This is a genomic window from Kitasatospora sp. NPDC101183, from assembly GCF_044767945.1.
Taxonomy (GTDB): Bacteria; Actinomycetota; Actinomycetes; order Streptomycetales; family Streptomycetaceae; genus Kitasatospora.
Map to the genome: position 1 here is coordinate 131,534 of NZ_JBIWOW010000017.1, position 15,525 is coordinate 147,058.

A 15,525-nucleotide genomic window follows, 5' to 3' on the forward strand; every position below is an offset into this window, starting at 1 on the left:
AACCACTCCAGGTAGAGTACTCCATCCGTAGTGGTTGTCCAGTCGCAGTGATGCCCGGGGCCGGAACGAGGCCCCGAGTCCTTGGAAGAGAGAATCGGCCCATGGTCCAGAACCCCGCCCGCCGCACCGCCCTCGCCGACGCCACCATCGAGGTCCTCGCCCGCGAGGGGGCCCGCGGCCTCACCTTCCGCGCGGTCGACGTGCAGGCCGGCGTGCCCAACGGCACGGCCTCCAACTACTTCGCCAACCGCGAGGACCTGCTCAACCAGACCGCCCGGCACATCCACCACCGGCTCACGCCCGACCCGGTGATGATCGCCGAGCTGCTGCGGGCCCCCCGCGACCGCGACCTGGTCAAGGCACTGGTCCGCGACATCTTCCGCCGCATCTCCGAGGACCGCGCCGGTTACGTCGCCCTGCTGGAGCTGCGTCTGGAGGCCACCCGCCGCCCCGAACTGCGCACCCGCCTCACGGAGGCCGTCCGCGATGAGCTGGACGCCAACGTCGCCTACCACCTCGGCCAGGGCCTCCCCGGCGACCGGGAGACGGTCGTCGTGCTCTACCTCGCGATGACCGGCCTGGTCCTCGAACAGCTCACCCTCCCCGAGGTGCTGGGGACGGACGGCCTGACGGCCCTGATCGACGCCATCGTCGAGCGGATCGTCCCGGCCGCCTGACCGCGTCCGCCGCCTGACCGCGTCCACCGCCTGACCATGCCCGCCGCCCGTCAGCGGTCGCCGACGGCCCCGCTACGCCGACAGCGCCTCGAACACCTCCGCCGGTTCGAACCGCCCGCTCACGTCACCCACCAGGTCGCTCAGCCCGCCCCCGTCGGAAGCCGAGCCCCCGTCGGAGCCGGAACCTCCGTCGGAGCCGGAGGCCCCGTCGGCCAGGTCCGTCCCCGAGAGGTCGAGCCGCGCCGCCCGGGTGAAGTCCAGCGCGTCCAGCCGCACCCAGACGATGTTCGGGCTGAACGAGGACTCGAAGACGTAGACCCGGTTGGTCAGGTCGGCGAGCGTGCGCCAGATCGTCGACGAGATGTTCGGTCGCTGCGGGTCCGGGGTCCCGAACGGCTGCGCGGCGTTGCGCATCACGCTCAGCAGCGCCGCGTACGCCCGCGCCGTGCTCCCGCCCGCAGGGGGCAGGCGCTCCACGTAGTACGCGGCGCGGGCGAACCGGTCGGCGGCGGCCGTGGTGCCGGGCAGCGGCTGGTCGCCGCCGAAGCCCTCGTAGCGCCGCAGCAGCTCCAACTGCTGCTCGAACGGCGGGGAGTTGGTCATCACGGTGTACTGCCGGCCGTGGTGCACCGTCGGCGTGCCGTCCAGGAACTCGATGATCGCGCTGTCGCCGCCCGCGTCGTCCAGCCCCAGGTGCACGGTGGAGACGGTGTCCGAGTGCTCGTCGTACTGAGGGCGTACCTGGAACGGGTGCTCGGCCAGGTGCGCGACGGCCTCGGCGACGGTGGCGAAGCGGTCCAGGAACAGCTGCGCCCAGGAGGCCGCGCTCACGGCCGGCAGCGCCGGGTCCCGCTCCCCGAACTCCGACTCGGCCAGCCACAGCACGTGCACGGCCAGGCCCGCCTCGTTGATGCCGTCGGTCGTCGCCGCGTCGTACGCGGCGGCCACCACGCTGCCGTAACGGGCCGTCCACGTCAGCGGGTTGGGGTCCTGCGCCCCGATCCCGGCGCGCTCGACGCCGCGTGGGAGCACCCACAGGTTGGTGCCGAGGCTCTGCTTCCAGTCCATGTTCCGGCCGACCAGCACCGGCTGGTCGTCCCGCTGCCACAAGACGCGAGTGCACATGGCCGGAACTATAGCCACAATTCGGACATTAGGCTCAAGGGAAGCCGGGAAGCCGGGAAGCCGGGAAGCCAGGAAGCCAGGGCGCCGGTGGTGGCGGCCACCGAAGCCCGCGCAGCCGCACTCTGCGCGTTCAACGCCCCCGGGGGAACACGGCGAACCCGGCCCTCAGAGCTCCGACGGAGCCGTCCCCGTCCACCAGTTGCCGGGCGACCGCGGATCCCGGCTGGTCCAGTACTCGACGATCGCGCTCCGGAACTCCTCCGCCGAGAGCACCCCGTCCCCGTCCAGGTCCAGGCGCCGGAACGCCGCGTCCGAGTCGTCGCGGGAGAGGCCCGCGAAGTGGCCGCGCTGGAAGACGAAGAACTCCCCGGCGTCGACCGTCCCGCTGCGGTCGGAGTCCGCGACGGCGAGGAAGGCCGTCGCGAGCGCGCCGTAGCAGGCCAGGGCCGCTGCAGGATCGTCCGCGACGGATCCGGCCGTGCGCAGGAACTGCTCGCGGGTGACCACCCGCGTCCCGGCGGGCAGCCGGGACAGGTGCAGGTCCTTCCAGATGGCGAGGTAGGCCCGGACGATGACCGCCTCGGCCTCCGACCCCTGCTGGTGGCCCAGCGAGCGGGCGACCGAGTGCCCCATCAGCACGTGGTCCTGTTCGGTGATCAGTCCGTCCCCGTCGGCGTCGAGGTGGTCGAAGCCGTGGTTGATCTTCGCTATGAGCAGGTCGTCCGACAATGCGCCTCCTCGGGCGGTGGAAGCTACGTGCGCACCCTCACGCACATGTCACTCACCAGCACGCTAACGCGTGGGCCCGCCCCCGTGCAGCCGAACGAGGATTGAACGGGCGTACCCGCGCAGAACGGTCCAGGGCACCCCCTAGTGCGCCGCCGCCAGCAGCCCCCTCGTGTAGTCCGTGTGCGGGGCCGCGAAGAGGCGGTCCCGGTCCGCGGTCTCGACCAGGCGCCCCCGGTGCATCACCGCCACCCGGTCGCAGAAGTGCCGCACCACGGCCAGGTCGTGCGAGACGAACAGGAAGGCCACGCCGAGGCGTTCGCGCAGCTCCATCAGCAGGTTGAGCACCTGCGCCTGCACCGAGACGTCCAGTGCCGAGACCGGCTCGTCCGCGATGATCAGCCGCGGCTCGGCCGCCAGCGCCCGGGCGATGCCGATCCGTTGGCGCTGCCCGCCGGAGAACTCGTGCGGGTGGCGGTCCAGGTGGTCGGGGGAGAGGCCGACCTGCTCCAGCAGTTCGGCCGCCCGCTCGCGCCGCCCCGCCGCGTCGAGCGGGGTGTGCAGCCGCAGCGGGGTGTCCAGCGTGCCCCCGACGGTGCGGCGCGGGTTGAGGGAGGCGTACGGGTCCTGGAACACCAGTTGGATCTCGCGGCTGAGCCGCCGGCGCAGCTCGCGGTCCGGCCGCGTGGCGTCCAGCCCGTCGTAGCGCACCCGCCCGCCGGTGGGCGCCTGCAGCCCGGCCAGGACCCGGGCGGTGGTGGACTTCCCGGAGCCGGACTCGCCGACCAGTCCGAGCGTCTCCCCGGGCGCGATCCGCAGCCCGACCCCGTCCACCGCCCGTACGGGCTCCGCCCGCAGCGAGGGCAGGCGGCGCCGCCCGGGGAAGTGGACGGTCAGGTTCTCGACCTCCACCAGCCACCGCCCGCCCTCCGGCCGGCCCACGGGAGCCTCCCGCACCCGGAACCGCGCGGTCGGTGACGGATCGTCAACTGTCGGAAGAGCACTGCCCGGTACGGAGTCCATCCGCAGTGCCGCGCCCACCAGCGCCCGGGTGTACGGCTCGCGCGGCGCGGCCAGCAGCTCGGCGGTCGGCGCGGACTCCACCTCCGAGCCGCCGCGCAGCACGAGCGTGCGGTCCGTCCGCCCGGCGACCACGCCCAGGTCGTGGCTGACCAGCAGGACGGCCGTGCCGTGCTCGCGCCGCAACTCGTCCAGCAGATCGAGGACTTGGCTTTGCACCCGGGCGTCGAGCGCGGTGGTCGGCTCGTCGGCGATCAGCACCTGGGGGTCGTTCATCAGCGCCATGGCGATCATCACCCGCTGGCGCATGCCGCCGGAGAACCGGTGCGGGTGGTCGCCGGCCCGGGCGGCGGCGATGCCGACCCGGTCGAGCATCTCCGCCGCCCGCCGCCGGGCCTCGGCGCGCGAGGCCCTCGGGTGGTGCAGCCGGTACATCTCGGCGAGTTGGGCGCCGACGCCGTGGAACGGGCTGAGCGAGGTCAGCGCGTCCTGGAAGACCAGCGCCGCCCGCCCGCCGCGCACCTCGCGCAGCTCGGACTCGGGGGCGCCCGTCAACTCCCGCCCGCCCAGGCGGATCGAGCCGGTGACGGTCGTGGTCCGGGGGTCGTGCAGGCCGAGGACGGCCAGCCCGACCGTGGACTTGCCGGAGCCCGACTCGCCCACCAGGCCCAGCACTTCACCCGGCGCGAGGTCGAAGGAGACCCCGCGCACGGCCGTCACGGGCGCGCCGCCGCGCGGGTCGGCGAAGGCCACCGTCAGGTCGCGCACGCTCAGCACGGGCTCCACCACCCAGCCGGAACCCCCGGAACGGTCGACGGAACCAGCGATGTCAGCAGCCCCAGCAGCCCCAGCGAGATCAGCGAGATCAGCGGTGTCAGCGATACCTGCGGCATCAGCGATGCCAACGGAATCAGCGAAATCGTGCGACGTCATCGGAGTCGACTCCCTCAGTTCAGCCGGATGCGCGGGTCGAGCCAGGCCACCGCCAGGTCGGCCAGCGCGACGAACAGGACCACGAAGCAGGCCGCCAGCAGCACCGCGCCGACCACGGCCGGCAGGTCCTGCCCCTCCACGGCCTGGGCGGCGAACCGCCCGACCCCGTTCAGCCCGAACACCGTTTCGGTGATCACGGCCCCGCCCAGCAGCACCCCGGCCTCCAGCCCGAGCAGCTGCACCAGCGGCCCGGCCGCCCCGCGCGAGGTGTACTTCAGGTGGGCGCGCAGCCGCCCGAGCCCCTTGGCCCGCGCCGTGCGCACGTACTCCTCGTTCATCGTCTCCAGCAGCTGGGCGCGCGAAAGCCGTGCGAACACCGCCGAGTTGACGAACCCGAGGACGAGCCAGGGCAGCAGCATCCCGCCCGCCCAGGCCCCGAGGTCCTCGGCCGGCGGGGTGTACGAGGGCAGCGGCAGCAGGCCCGTGGAGTAGACCAGCGCCCACTGCGCGATGTACCCGAGGAAGTAGATCTGCACGCTGGCGCCGACGAGGGTGAACCCGGCGAGCAGCCGGTCGGTGCGCCGCCCGTGGCGCAGCGCGGAGACGAACCCGGTGCCCAGGCCCAGCACCAGCAGCACGGCCAGCGCCCCGGCGGTCAGCGAGAGGGTGACGGGCAGGTGGTCGGCCAGGGCGTCGGTGACGGGCTGGTGCAGCCGGTAGGAGTAGCCCAGGCACGGCGCGTCGCAGTGGATGACCGAGCCGTCGACGTCGGCGATGTCCCGCCCGGCGACGACCCCGGTCAGGTAGTGGGTGTACTGGGTGAGCAGCGGCTGGTCCAGGCCCATGCTCTGGCGCACCGCCGCGATCTGCCCGGCGTCGCAGCGCGGGCCGCAGGCGTCACGGGCCGGGTCGGCCGGTGCGGCGTAGAAGAGGGCGAAGGCGGCGGCGGAGACCGCGAGCAGGACGCCGAGCGCCTGGAGGGTCCGCCGCAGGGCGAAGGAGAGCATGTCCGGTCCGGGTTCGACGAGGGGACGGCGGAGAGTGGGGGCGCCCGCCCCCGGCGGGAGGGGAGCGGGCGCGGCGGGGGTCAGGACTTCAGGTACAGCCAGCTCAGCCCGACGGTCCCGTAGATCGGGTGGATGAACGCCCCGCCGAGGTTGGAGCCGCGCAGCTGGTTGACGCTGGGGTAGTAGAGCGGCAGCTCCGGCAGGTCCTTCATCACCTTCTGCTCCAGCGCGTACAGCTCCTTGGCCTTGGCGCGCGGTTCGCCGATCTGGTTGATCCGGTCGATCTCCTTGTCCACCTCGGGGTTGCGGTAGCGCGTCTCGTTGAAGTCCGCGCTGGTGCGGCCGTCGAAGGAGAAGGGGATGAGGGTGGAGGGCGTCGGCCAGTCGACGGAGTTGGTCGACTCGTACAGGTCGTACGGGGAGTCGGCGCGGGCGACCTCGTCCGAGAACGCCTTGGGGTCGATCGGCTTGGGCACGACGGTGATGCCCGCCTTGCCGAAGCCGTCCACCAGCACCTGGGCGACGCGCTGCCCGTCCGGGGTGTTCTTGTACGCGTAGGTGAGGCTCGCCGGGGGCTGGGCGGCCTTGGCGAGTTCGGCCTTGGCGGCCTCCGGGTCGCCCTCCGGCTTGGCCGGGTAGAGGTCGTACTTCTGCCAGTCGACCAGCGCGGGCGAGCTGAGCGTGGTGGCGAACTCGCCGGTCCGGGAGCCGCCCTGGACCTGCCGGGCCTGCTGGCGCGGGTAGGCGAGGTTGAGGGCCTTGCGCACCGCGATGTCCGGCACGCGGTCGTTGTTGATCAGCAGCCGGGTGACGTAGGCGCCCCGGCGGCCGGAGACGACGAGCTCCTTGGCCTTCGGGTCGGTGTCGGCGGCCTGGTAGAGCTCGGGGGAGAGCACGTCGGAGACCACCGTGGCGTCGGCGCCGCCGTCACGGCCGGAGAGGATCTGCTGGTTGATGTTCAGCGCCTCCCTGCCGTACGTGAACACGAACCTGTCCGGGTACTGGTTGCGGATCGGGTCGCTCTCCGCCTTCCAGGCCGGGTTGCGCTCCAGCACCATCCGGGTGTTCTGCACGTGCTCGGCGATGCGGTACGGGCCGGTGGCGAACGGCACCCGGTCGTAGTCCGTGCCGGTGTCCTTGTCCCGGCGCACCGGCGAGGAGGAGGACTGCGCGGCCATGTACGGCACGTCGGCCTGCGGCTGCGGGAAGTGGAAGACGACGGTGCGCTCGTCCGGGGTCTGGATCGCGTCGAGGTCCCCGGCCTGCGGGCCCGCGTACTTGGCGCGCGCCGCCTCGTAGCTGACCTCGCCGGTGAGCCACAGCGGCCAGTACGGCGGGCCGACCTCGTAGCCCTTGCCGAAGCTGCGCTCGATGCCGTACTTGACGTCCTGGGAGGTGATCGGCTTGCCGTCCTCCCAGGCCACGCCCTCCTTCAGCCGGTACGTCCAGGTGCGCCCGCCGTCGGCGGAGGTGCCGGTGTCGGTGGCGAGGTCGCCGACGAGCTTCGCCTTGCCGTCCACGACCTGGTACTGGGTCAGCTGGCGGCCCCAGAGCAGCGAGGCGCTGTACGCGGCGCCGGCGTAGACCTTCTGCGGGTCCAGGTGGCGGAACTCGGTGCTGTTGTACACGTTCACGGTGCCGCCGGAGCGGGCGCCGGCCACGGCGGGTGCGGGGCCGGCGCTCTCCTTCTCGGTGCCGAGGGCGGCGGTGAGCGGGGAGGTGTCCCTGGCCTGGGCGCCGCCCGAGCCGGTGTTGCTCGCGCCGGCCGAGCAGGAGGTCGCCAGCAGGGCGGTGGCGATGACGGCGAGCGACGGTTTGGTCCAGCGCATGGCGATTCTCTCCTCGGCCCCGGCGGATCGCGCCGGGGGTCGACTGACGTGGGAAAACGGAAGGGAAAACGGAGCGGCTTCAGCGGCCGGCGGAACGCGGATCGAGCGCGTCCCGGACGGCGTCGCCGAGCAGGTTGAAGGCGAGGACGAAGACCAGCAGCGCCACGCCGGGGAAGACCATGTACGTCGGGTCGGCCTGGAAGACCTCCGAGCCGCGGGCGATCATCCGCCCCCAGTCCGGCACGGGCTCGGTGACGCCGACGCCGAGGAAGGAGAGCGCGGCCTCGGAGGCGACGAAGGTCGGCACGGCCATGGTCGCGTGCACCAGCAGCTGCGAGCGGACGTTCGGCAGCAGTTCGCGCACGACGATGTGGAAGCGGCCCGCGCCCTGTGCCCGGGCGGACTGCACGAAATCCCTTTCCCGGAGCGATCGCACGGTGGCGCGCAGGGAAAGTGCGAGCGGAATCCAGCCGAACGCGGAGAACACCAGGATCAGCACCAGGAACTGCATCCATTCCGGCTCCGCGCTGCCCGGATCGACCAGGCGGGACTGGATGATCGGGCTGAGCGCGAGCAGCAGGAGCAGCGTCGGAAAGGCGAGCAGCACATTCGCCAGGAATCCGAAGAGCCGGTCGGCGATCCCGCCGAGATAGCCGATGGCGACCCCGGCGAGGACCCCGAGCGTGGTGGTCACGAGGGCGGAGGCGCCGGCGATCAGCAGGGAGGTGCGGATGCCGTGGAGCAGCTGGGTGAACACGTCCCGGCCGAGGCCGGGCTCGAGGCCGAACCAGAAGTCGCCGGAGATGCCGCCGTTGGGCGCCATCGGCAGCCCGCCGTCGCTGAGCAGGCCGGGAGTGTTCTGGCCGTAGTGCTCGACCGGGTTCTTCCCGTAGAGCGCGGCGACGAGCGGGGCCGCCGCGGCCAGCAGCAGGAACAGCAGGACGACGGCGAGGGCGGCGGCGCCGACCCGGTCGCGCAGCAGCCGGCGTAGGAGGCCGGGCGCGCGGGGTGGGGCGGGAACTGCGACGGTGTCGACCACTGCCATGAGAGGCGTACTCCCCGAATTCTCGGCCGCCCCGTGGGTGAGGGTGCGCTGATGGGTATTTCCACGGCGGCTTCCGGGGGTTTTCCCGTCCACCGCCGGGGCTCATTGGAGCGGATGTCCGGGAGGCTTCGCAAATCACCGTTCCCGCATTCCGGACGCATTGTTTCGGCTATTGTGGCGGCTTCATTTCGCTGCAACACGGCCGTCACGGAAGAACGGACAAACAGCGCCAAACCGCCCCGCTCGTCCCGCATTCTGAGACCTCCGCCACAGCGCCCGCGCGATTGGTACGATCCCGGTGGGCCGCGACTGGCGCGCACGGATGGAATCGACCATCGGGAAACGGCCCCGTGAATCCTCACGCCTGAACTTGCCGAGCGCCTGGGCCGCCCGCATCCCCGTCAGGAGACCGCCATGGCCCAGCAGCCCGCCCCGCACGCCCGGACGCAGCCCGACACCGGGGCGCACCCGCACACCGCCGCGAGCCCGGCCGCCAACGCCGCCTTCCGCAGCGCCGTCGACGTGGTCGCCGAGGTCGAGCCGCGCATCGCCGCCGCCATCGGCCGGGAGATCGAGGACCAGCGCGCCTCCCTCAAGCTCATCGCCAGCGAGAACTACGCCTCCCCGGCCGTCCTGCTCGCCATGGGCAACTGGCTCAGCGACAAGTACGCCGAGGGCGTCGCCGGCCGCCGCTTCTACGCGGGCTGCCGCAACGTCGACACCGTCGAGACGATCGCCGCCGAGCACGCCCGCGAGCTCTTCGGCGCCGACCACGCCTACGTCCAGCCGCACTCCGGCATCGACGCCAACCTGACCGCCTTCTGGGCCGTCCTCTCCCAGCGCGTGGAGAGCCCCGCCCTGGAGCGCGCCAAGGTCCGCAGCGTCAACGACCTCAGCGAGGCGGACTGGGCCGAGCTGCGCCGGGAGCTGGGCAACCAGCGCATGCTCGGCATGTCCCTGGACACCGGCGGCCACCTCACCCACGGCTTCCGGCCCAACATCTCGGGCAAGATGTTCGAGCAGCGCAGCTACGGCACCGACCCGGCCACCGGCCTGATCGACTACGACGCCCTGCGCGAGAGCGCCCGCGAGTTCCGCCCGCTCGTCCTGGTCGCCGGCTACTCGGCCTACCCGCGCCTGGTGGACTTCGCGCGGATGCGCGAGATCGCCGACGAGGTCGGCGCGACCCTGATGGTCGACATGGCGCACTTCGCCGGCCTCGTCGCGGGCAAGGTCCTCACCGGCGTCAACGACCCCGTCCCGTACGCCCACATCGTCACCACGACCACCCACAAGTCCCTGCGCGGCCCGCGCGGCGGCATGGTGCTGAGCACCGCCGAGCTGGCCGAACACGTGGACCGCGGCTGCCCGTTGGTGCTCGGCGGCCCGCTCTCCCACGTGATGGCCGCCAAGGCCGTCGCCCTCGCCGAGGCCCGCCGCCCCGAGTTCCGGGCGTACGCGCAGGCCGTGGTGGACAACGCGCGGGCGCTCGCCGAGGGCCTTCTGAGCCGCGGCACGGCGCTGGTGACCGGCGGCACCGACAACCACCTCGTCCTCGCGGACGTCTCCGGCCACGGTCTGACGGGCCGTCAGGCGGAGGCGGCGCTGCTGGACTCGGGCATCGTCACCAACCGCAACTCCGTCCCGCAGGACCCGAACGGCGCCTGGTACACCTCGGGCGTGCGCCTGGGCACCCCGGCGCTGACCACCCGGGGCCTGGGCGCCGCCGAGATGGACGAGATCGCCGCGCTGATCGACACCGTGCTGCGCGCCGCCACCCCGACCACCACCGCCAACGGCGCGCCCTCCAAGGCGGGTTACGCCCTGGACGCCGCCGTCAGCGAGGGCGTCGCCAAGCGCGCCGCCGACCTGCTCGCGCCGTTCCCGCTCTACCCGGGCGTCGACCTGGCCTGACGACGCGGGCCCGCCGGGCGAACGCGCCCGGCGGGCCGGGCGGGCCGGGCGGGCCGCCGGTCGCCGTCGATGTACCGGTCGCCGTACCGGCCGCCGCACTGCCCGGACGCCCGGGCGTACGAGCCGGTTCCGTCACCGGGGTCACCCTCCGTCATCCTTCACGGCACACTCAGGCCAACGAGTGGAACGGGTACGGAGGTTCAGTGAAAGCCATGGCCGTAAAGGCTCCACAAAACCGGGAGGTCGGCGGTAGATTGCAGCGAACTCGGCGGTCGGGGGGCGACGCGACGACGGTTCGGCGCGTGATGTGCACGCTCCGTGATCATCCGGGGCCCCCCGCGCGACGGCGAGCCGTCGCAGGCTGAGGCTTCATGTACGCGTACATCCGTGCCGTTAAGGAGTCACCCGTGACCAGTGTCAAGCCGCAGCAGACCGCCGAGCCGGCGGTGCTGGACGACGTCCCGGGGTGGTTCTGGGACCACGACCGGCACTCCTTCGACTGGTTCCTGACCCGGCAGGAGAAGGCGGGCGTCACCGGCGACCTGCTGGAGATGGGCGCCTACCTCGGCCGCAGCGCCATCGTCATAGGCGAGCACCTCCAGCCCGGCGAGACCTTCACCGTCTGCGACCTCTTCGACTCGGACGCGCCCGACGACGAGAACTCCGCCGAGATGGACCTCTCCTACCGCAAGACGCTGACCAGGTCGGCCTTCGAGGTCAACTACCTGTCCTTCTTCGAGTCCCTGCCGGAGATCATCCAGGCCCCGACCAGCGTCCTGTCCGACGGCCGTGTCGCCCCCGGCTCCTTCCGGTTCATCCACATCGACGCCTCGCACCTGTACGAGCACGTGGTCGGCGACCTCCAGGTGGCCCGCACCGCGCTCCAGGAGCAGGGCGTCGTCGTCCTGGACGACTACCGCTCCCAGCACACCCCCGGCGTGGCCGCCGCCACCTGGGAGGCCGTGTTCAACCACGGGCTCAAGCCCGTCCTGTTCACCGAGTGCAAGTTCTACGGGACGTGGGGGGACCCCGAGCCCTTCCAGCGCGACCTGCTCGACCGGGTCGGCCTCGCGCCCGGCTGCGAGCTGAGCGTGGAGACCCTCAACGGCCGCCGGGCCGTGCGCATGGCGGGCGGCAACGAGGGCATCGAGCCGTTCCGGGTCTCGCGCCACCACTCCCGCCGTGACGCCGAGGAGGCCCGCCGGGCCCGCGCCGACGCCCAGCGCGAGGCCGAGCAGGACCTCGCCGAGCGCCGCGCCCGGGCCGCCGACCGCCGCCGCCCGGTGAACGTGGCCAAGCGCGCCGTGCGCGACCTGCTCCCGCCGGTGGTCACCTCCGCCATCCGCCGCGCCCGCCGCGGCTGACGGCGGGCGCGCGGCGGATACGGGGAAGGGCCGGTCGGATCCTCCGACCGGCCCTTCCCCGTACGGGCCTCAGCCCCGCCCCGAGGACGCCTCCACCAGCGCGTCGTCCTGCGCGCCGGCCGTGAGGGCCCCCTCCTCCTCGATCTCCCGCCGGACGGCGGCCAGCGAGGGGTTCGGCCAGGCGCTGGCGACGCCCCAGAAGTAGAAGGCCAGGCCGATGCCGGCCACGATCAGCAGGTCCCAGCCCTCGGGCAGGCGCCCGTTCCCGCCGAAGTCGCGGCTGCCGGCCCAGGAGACGCCGGCCATCACGAACAGGTAGGCCACCATCCAGGCGCCCGCCTTGAGGTGCGGCTTGAGCTCGGAGAACGGCTTGCGCAGCTCGTACCAGGCCCAGATCGGCAGACCGGCGGCCATCAGCAGGATGACCTTGCCGGTCAGCGGCCAGCGGGCCCAGTAGAGCACCAGCGAGCCGAAGACCATCGCCACCGGGGCGATCACCGGCATGGCCCGCAGCCGCACCGGCCGGGGCAGGTCCGGGGCGAGGCGGCGCAGGGACATCACGGCGACCGGGCCGGTGATGTACGAGATCACGGTGGCCACCGAGACGATCTCGGCCAGCGAGCCCCAGCCGCGGAAGACGGCGAGGAAGGCGAAGGCGACGACGAGGTTGAGCACCAGCGCGGGGCGCGGGATGCCGGTCTTGGCGTCGACCCGCCCGAAGAGCCTGGGCAGGTGGCCGTTCTCCTGCACGCCGTGGATCATGCGCGAGGTGGTGGCGGCGTAGATCATGCCGGTGCCGGACGGCGAGACGAACGCGTCCGCGTAGAGCACGATCGCCAGCCAGTTGATGCCCCAGGCGATGGCCAGGTCGGCCAGCGGGGAGGTGTACGACAGGCTGCTCCAGCCGCCCGAGAGGTCGGCGGCGGGGATGGCGCCGAGGAAGGCGATCTGCAGCGCGACGTAGATCACCAGGGCGATCAGGATCGAGCCGATGACGGCCTTGGGCAGCGACTTCCCGGGGTTGCGGGCCTCGCCGGCCATGTTCAGCGGGGACTGGAAGCCGTTGAAGGCCCAGACGATGCCGGAGACGGCGACGGCGGTGAAGACCGCGCTCCACCCGTTGGGCGCGAAGCCGCCGTGGTCGGTGAAGTGCCCGGTGTCGAAGTGCGCGAACAGCAGGGCGCCGGCGGTGATCGTCGGCACGACGACCTTGAAGACGGTGATCGCGGTGTTGGTCTTGGCGAACAGCGTGATCGCGAACCAGTTCAGCGCGAAGTAGACCAGGAGCAGCACGCTGGCGAGCCCGACCCCGCTGAGGGTCAGCTCCTTGCCGTCGTACAGCCCCTTCGCCCAGTCGAAGTTCCAGGAGCTCATGTACTGGACGGAGGCGGTGGCCTCGCCGGGGATCACGGAGACGATGGCGATCCAGTTGGCCCAGGCGGCGAGGTAGCCGGCCAGCGAGCCGTGCGAGTACTGGCCGTAGCGGACCATGCCGCCGGCCTTGGGGAACATCGAGCCGAGCTCGCTGTAGGTGAGCGCGATGGTCAGCGCCACGGCCGCCCCGATCACCCAGGCCAGGATCGACGCGGGGCCGGCCAGCCTGGCGGCGCGCTCGGCGCCGAAGAGCCAGCCCGACCCGATGATCGACCCGAGCCCGACCGCGGTGAGGCTGATCGTGCCGAGGGAACGGCGGTAGTTCTTGTGTGACGCCGTCGACGTTTCGGGCTCACTCAACGTATCGGTCCTCTCGCTCGTGGTCCATCGGATGGAGTCGTGGTTTGTACCGATTCACCCGGCTATTTCGGGCAAACGGAAGGCAGCCTATGGGCGGAAATCGGGCCAATACCTCAGAGGAAGATCAAACCGCCCGATCGTTGCCATCTCGTGTCCGAACTATTCGGAGCTGTTCGGACGCCGGCGTGCAGGCGGGAAGGGGGCTGCGACAGGAGCGACGGGAAACGAAAATTCCCCGTGGATTCCTTGGGGGGAATCCACGGGGAATTCGGCTGTGTCCGAGGGGGGACTTGAACCCCCACGCCCGATAAAGGGCACTAGCACCTCAAGCTAGCGCGTCTGCCATTCCGCCACCCGGACGGGGTGTGTGCTTCGGGGATTTCTTCTCGCCCCCTCGGCGACAGAGAGAACATTACCAGGGTTCCGGGGTGCTTCTCACCAGCGTTTGCGCCGGTGGGGAGGGCCGGGCCGTCCCGGACGGGTGGGACGGCTCGCCAGTGCGCTCGAATCCGGGCCGAAGCGGTGCCGAGCGCGAAGCAAGCGGTCGACTCCGGGGGGAGCCGTGATCGGTTGTGGCCACATCCGGTCCGACACGGGCAACTTGTCGCCGGTGCCACGGCTGCGGGGGCGGCTCTCCTAGCCTCGGTGCACCGAGGGCGCCCCGAGCGGAACGCCTGGTTCCCGGACGGTCCCCGGGTCGCGGACGAGCGGACGAAGGGCGGCTGGACGTGGAGCAGATCAGCGGGGCGGCGGAGGCCGAGCCGAGACGCGGCGGCCCGCGCCGCGCGGGCGCCGGACCGGCCGAGGGCGTCTGGCGCTTCCCGGTTCCCGCCGAGCAGGCCTCGGTGCCGCTCACCCGGCACGCCGTCCGGGACAGGCTGCTCGCCCAGGGCATGACCGGGGTGCGCTACCAGGAACTGGTGGACGACCTGCTGCTGATCGTCTCGGAGCTGGTGGGCAACGCGGTGACGCACGCCGCGGAGCTGACCCCCGAGGTCACCACCGAGCTGACCGTGCGCCGCGGCTGGGTGCGGGTCTCGGTGGAGGACGGCGACCCGTACCACCCCAAGGCCCTGGAGTGCGACACCGTCCGTACGGGCGGGCGCGGCCTGCTGCTGGTCAAGAGCGTGACGCTGCAGGCGGGCGGGGTCTGCGACGTGGAGCGCACGGGGGAGGGCGGCAAGGTGATCTGGGCCTCGCTGCCCGTCCCCCCGGAGCCCGAGGACTGAGCGGGCGGCGGCTACCAGTCCCGCCCGGCGATCTCGCGGATGCCCGGCAGCGCGGCCTCGAAGACCGTCTCGAACCAGACCGAGAACGGCCGCTCCTCGCGCAGCTCCCGCAGCTCCTGCGCGGTCACGAAGGCGAAGTCGTCCACCTCCTCCGGGTCCGGCACCACCGGCGCGGTGACCAGCCCGACGAACAGGTGGTTCCACTCCCGCTCGATCAGCCCGGACGCCTCGTCCGGCAGGTCGTAGCGGACGGTGCCGGCCTCGCACAGCAGCGCGGGTGCGACGCCCAGCTCCTCCGCGGTGCGGCGGGCGGCGGCGACGAACGGCGGCTCGTCCGGGTACGGGTGGCCGCAGCAGGTGTTCGACCAGACGCCGGGGGAGTGGTACTTGCCCAGCGCCCGGCGCTGGAGCAGCAGCCGGCCCTGCCGGTCGAACAGGAACACCGAGAAGGCCCGGTGCAGCCGGCCCGGCTGCTGGTGGGCCCAGAGCTTCTCGCCGGTGCCGATCGTGACGCCCTCGTCGTCGACGAGCTCGAGCAGGATCTCGGCGCCCGTGCCGCCGGTGGCGGCCACCGAGACGTCGGTCTCCACGTCGAGACCGGTGTCGATCTCCGCTGCGAAGTGCGTCGGGTCGGTCGGCAGACTCTGGGGGGGCATGGGGCCTCTTTCGGGAGCGGGACCATTGGGGACGCGCCCGGCGGACCGGCCGGGCGCGGCGGACGAGGCGGGGGGTGCCGGCGCCGTCACCGGGGGTCAAGTGTGCCGTATGGGTGGTGCCCAGCACCGGACACACGCACAATCGGGCGGATCATGACCCGGAGGAGTTTCGGTCCGGGCACGGGCGGGCGGAAGCTTCCCCCGAAAGCCGGATTTGCCCCGAAGACACGTGCGATAACCGTTCGAATTCCGTTCGGATCACCTCC

Annotated in this window: 12 protein-coding genes, 1 tRNA gene and 1 riboswitch; of the genes, 4 read left to right on the forward strand and 9 right to left on the reverse strand. The window is 72.3% G+C overall.

Features of this window, described 5'->3' with window-relative positions:
- Positions 1-101: 101 nt before the first annotated feature.
- Positions 102-677 carry a TetR/AcrR family transcriptional regulator gene (locus ACIRRS_RS24410; RefSeq protein ID WP_402974422.1) on the forward strand — a complete coding sequence of 192 codons (576 nt, stop codon included), beginning with the start codon at positions 102-104 and terminating at the stop codon, positions 675-677.
- Positions 678-749: 72 nt separating this feature from the next.
- On the opposite strand, the gene ACIRRS_RS24415 is transcribed toward ACIRRS_RS24410, so the two are convergent.
- From ACIRRS_RS24415 to ACIRRS_RS24440, 6 genes are all read right to left on the reverse strand, one after another.
- On the reverse strand, positions 750-1,802 hold the full coding sequence (locus ACIRRS_RS24415) for a linear amide C-N hydrolase (RefSeq protein ID WP_402974424.1): 1,053 nt from the start codon (positions 1,800-1,802) through the stop codon (positions 750-752).
- Positions 1,803-1,967: 165 nt separating this feature from the next.
- Positions 1,968-2,531, reverse strand: a complete 564-nt coding sequence (locus ACIRRS_RS24420) for an EF-hand domain-containing protein (RefSeq protein WP_402974427.1) — start codon at positions 2,529-2,531, stop codon at positions 1,968-1,970.
- A 141-nt stretch (positions 2,532-2,672) separates the two neighbouring features.
- Positions 2,673-4,337: a dipeptide ABC transporter ATP-binding protein gene (locus tag ACIRRS_RS24425; RefSeq protein ID WP_402974430.1), complete on the reverse strand. Its 1,665-nt coding sequence runs from the start codon at positions 4,335-4,337 to the stop codon at positions 2,673-2,675.
- Positions 4,338-4,495: 158 nt separating this feature from the next.
- Positions 4,496-5,488 (reverse strand): ABC transporter permease, encoded by a 993-nt coding sequence (locus ACIRRS_RS24430; RefSeq protein ID WP_402974433.1) that lies wholly within the window; start codon positions 5,486-5,488, stop codon positions 4,496-4,498.
- Positions 5,489-5,568: 80 nt separating this feature from the next.
- Positions 5,569-7,317, reverse strand: a complete 1,749-nt coding sequence (locus ACIRRS_RS24435; RefSeq protein ID WP_402974436.1) for an ABC transporter substrate-binding protein — start codon at positions 7,315-7,317, stop codon at positions 5,569-5,571.
- A gap of 79 nt (positions 7,318-7,396) precedes the next feature.
- Positions 7,397-8,362: an ABC transporter permease gene (locus ACIRRS_RS24440; protein WP_402974439.1), complete on the reverse strand. Its 966-nt coding sequence runs from the start codon at positions 8,360-8,362 to the stop codon at positions 7,397-7,399.
- Positions 8,363-8,657: 295 nt separating this feature from the next.
- Positions 8,658-8,756: riboswitch (ZMP/ZTP riboswitch) on the forward strand.
- Positions 8,757-8,776: 20 nt separating this feature from the next.
- Here ACIRRS_RS24440 and ACIRRS_RS24445 point away from each other — a divergent pair.
- Both ACIRRS_RS24445 and ACIRRS_RS24450 read left to right on the forward strand, forming a co-directional pair.
- Positions 8,777-10,276 (forward strand): glycine hydroxymethyltransferase, encoded by a 1,500-nt coding sequence (locus tag ACIRRS_RS24445; RefSeq protein ID WP_402974442.1) that lies wholly within the window; start codon positions 8,777-8,779, stop codon positions 10,274-10,276.
- Positions 10,277-10,683: 407 nt separating this feature from the next.
- Positions 10,684-11,640, forward strand: coding sequence for a class I SAM-dependent methyltransferase (locus ACIRRS_RS24450; protein WP_402974445.1), 957 nt, complete (start codon positions 10,684-10,686; stop codon positions 11,638-11,640).
- 69 nt (positions 11,641-11,709) lie between these two features.
- Here the strand turns inward: ACIRRS_RS24450 and ACIRRS_RS24455 are convergent, their stop codons facing one another.
- Complete coding sequence (locus ACIRRS_RS24455) at positions 11,710-13,374, reverse strand: APC family permease (protein ID WP_402974448.1); 1,665 nt, start codon at positions 13,372-13,374, stop codon at positions 11,710-11,712.
- Between the two features lie 275 nt (positions 13,375-13,649).
- Positions 13,650-13,734 (reverse strand) — tRNA-Leu (locus ACIRRS_RS24460).
- 377 nt (positions 13,735-14,111) lie between these two features.
- Here ACIRRS_RS24460 and ACIRRS_RS24465 point away from each other — a divergent pair.
- Positions 14,112-14,603, forward strand: a complete 492-nt coding sequence (locus ACIRRS_RS24465) for an ATP-binding protein (protein ID WP_402974618.1) — start codon at positions 14,112-14,114, stop codon at positions 14,601-14,603.
- Between the two features lie 11 nt (positions 14,604-14,614).
- On the opposite strand, the gene idi is transcribed toward ACIRRS_RS24465, so the two are convergent.
- A complete protein-coding gene (idi, locus tag ACIRRS_RS24470; RefSeq protein WP_402974451.1) occupies positions 14,615-15,259 on the reverse strand; it encodes an isopentenyl-diphosphate Delta-isomerase in 645 nt (214 codons plus the stop codon).
- Between the last annotated feature and the right edge of the window lie 266 nt (positions 15,260-15,525).

Coding starts and splice junctions, on each gene's coding strand:
- ACIRRS_RS24410 (WP_402974422.1), top strand. CDS start 102: ATGGTCCAGAACCCCGCCCGCCGCACCGCCCTCGCCGACGCCACCATC.
- ACIRRS_RS24415 (WP_402974424.1), bottom strand. CDS start 1,802: ATGTGCACTCGCGTCTTGTGGCAGCGGGACGACCAGCCGGTGCTGGTC.
- ACIRRS_RS24430 (WP_402974433.1), bottom strand. CDS start 5,488: ATGCTCTCCTTCGCCCTGCGGCGGACCCTCCAGGCGCTCGGCGTCCTG.
- ACIRRS_RS24435 (WP_402974436.1), bottom strand. CDS start 7,317: ATGCGCTGGACCAAACCGTCGCTCGCCGTCATCGCCACCGCCCTGCTG.
- ACIRRS_RS24440 (WP_402974439.1), bottom strand. CDS start 8,362: ATGGCAGTGGTCGACACCGTCGCAGTTCCCGCCCCACCCCGCGCGCCC.
- ACIRRS_RS24445 (WP_402974442.1), top strand. CDS start 8,777: ATGGCCCAGCAGCCCGCCCCGCACGCCCGGACGCAGCCCGACACCGGG.
- idi (WP_402974451.1), bottom strand. CDS start 15,259: ATGCCCCCCCAGAGTCTGCCGACCGACCCGACGCACTTCGCAGCGGAG.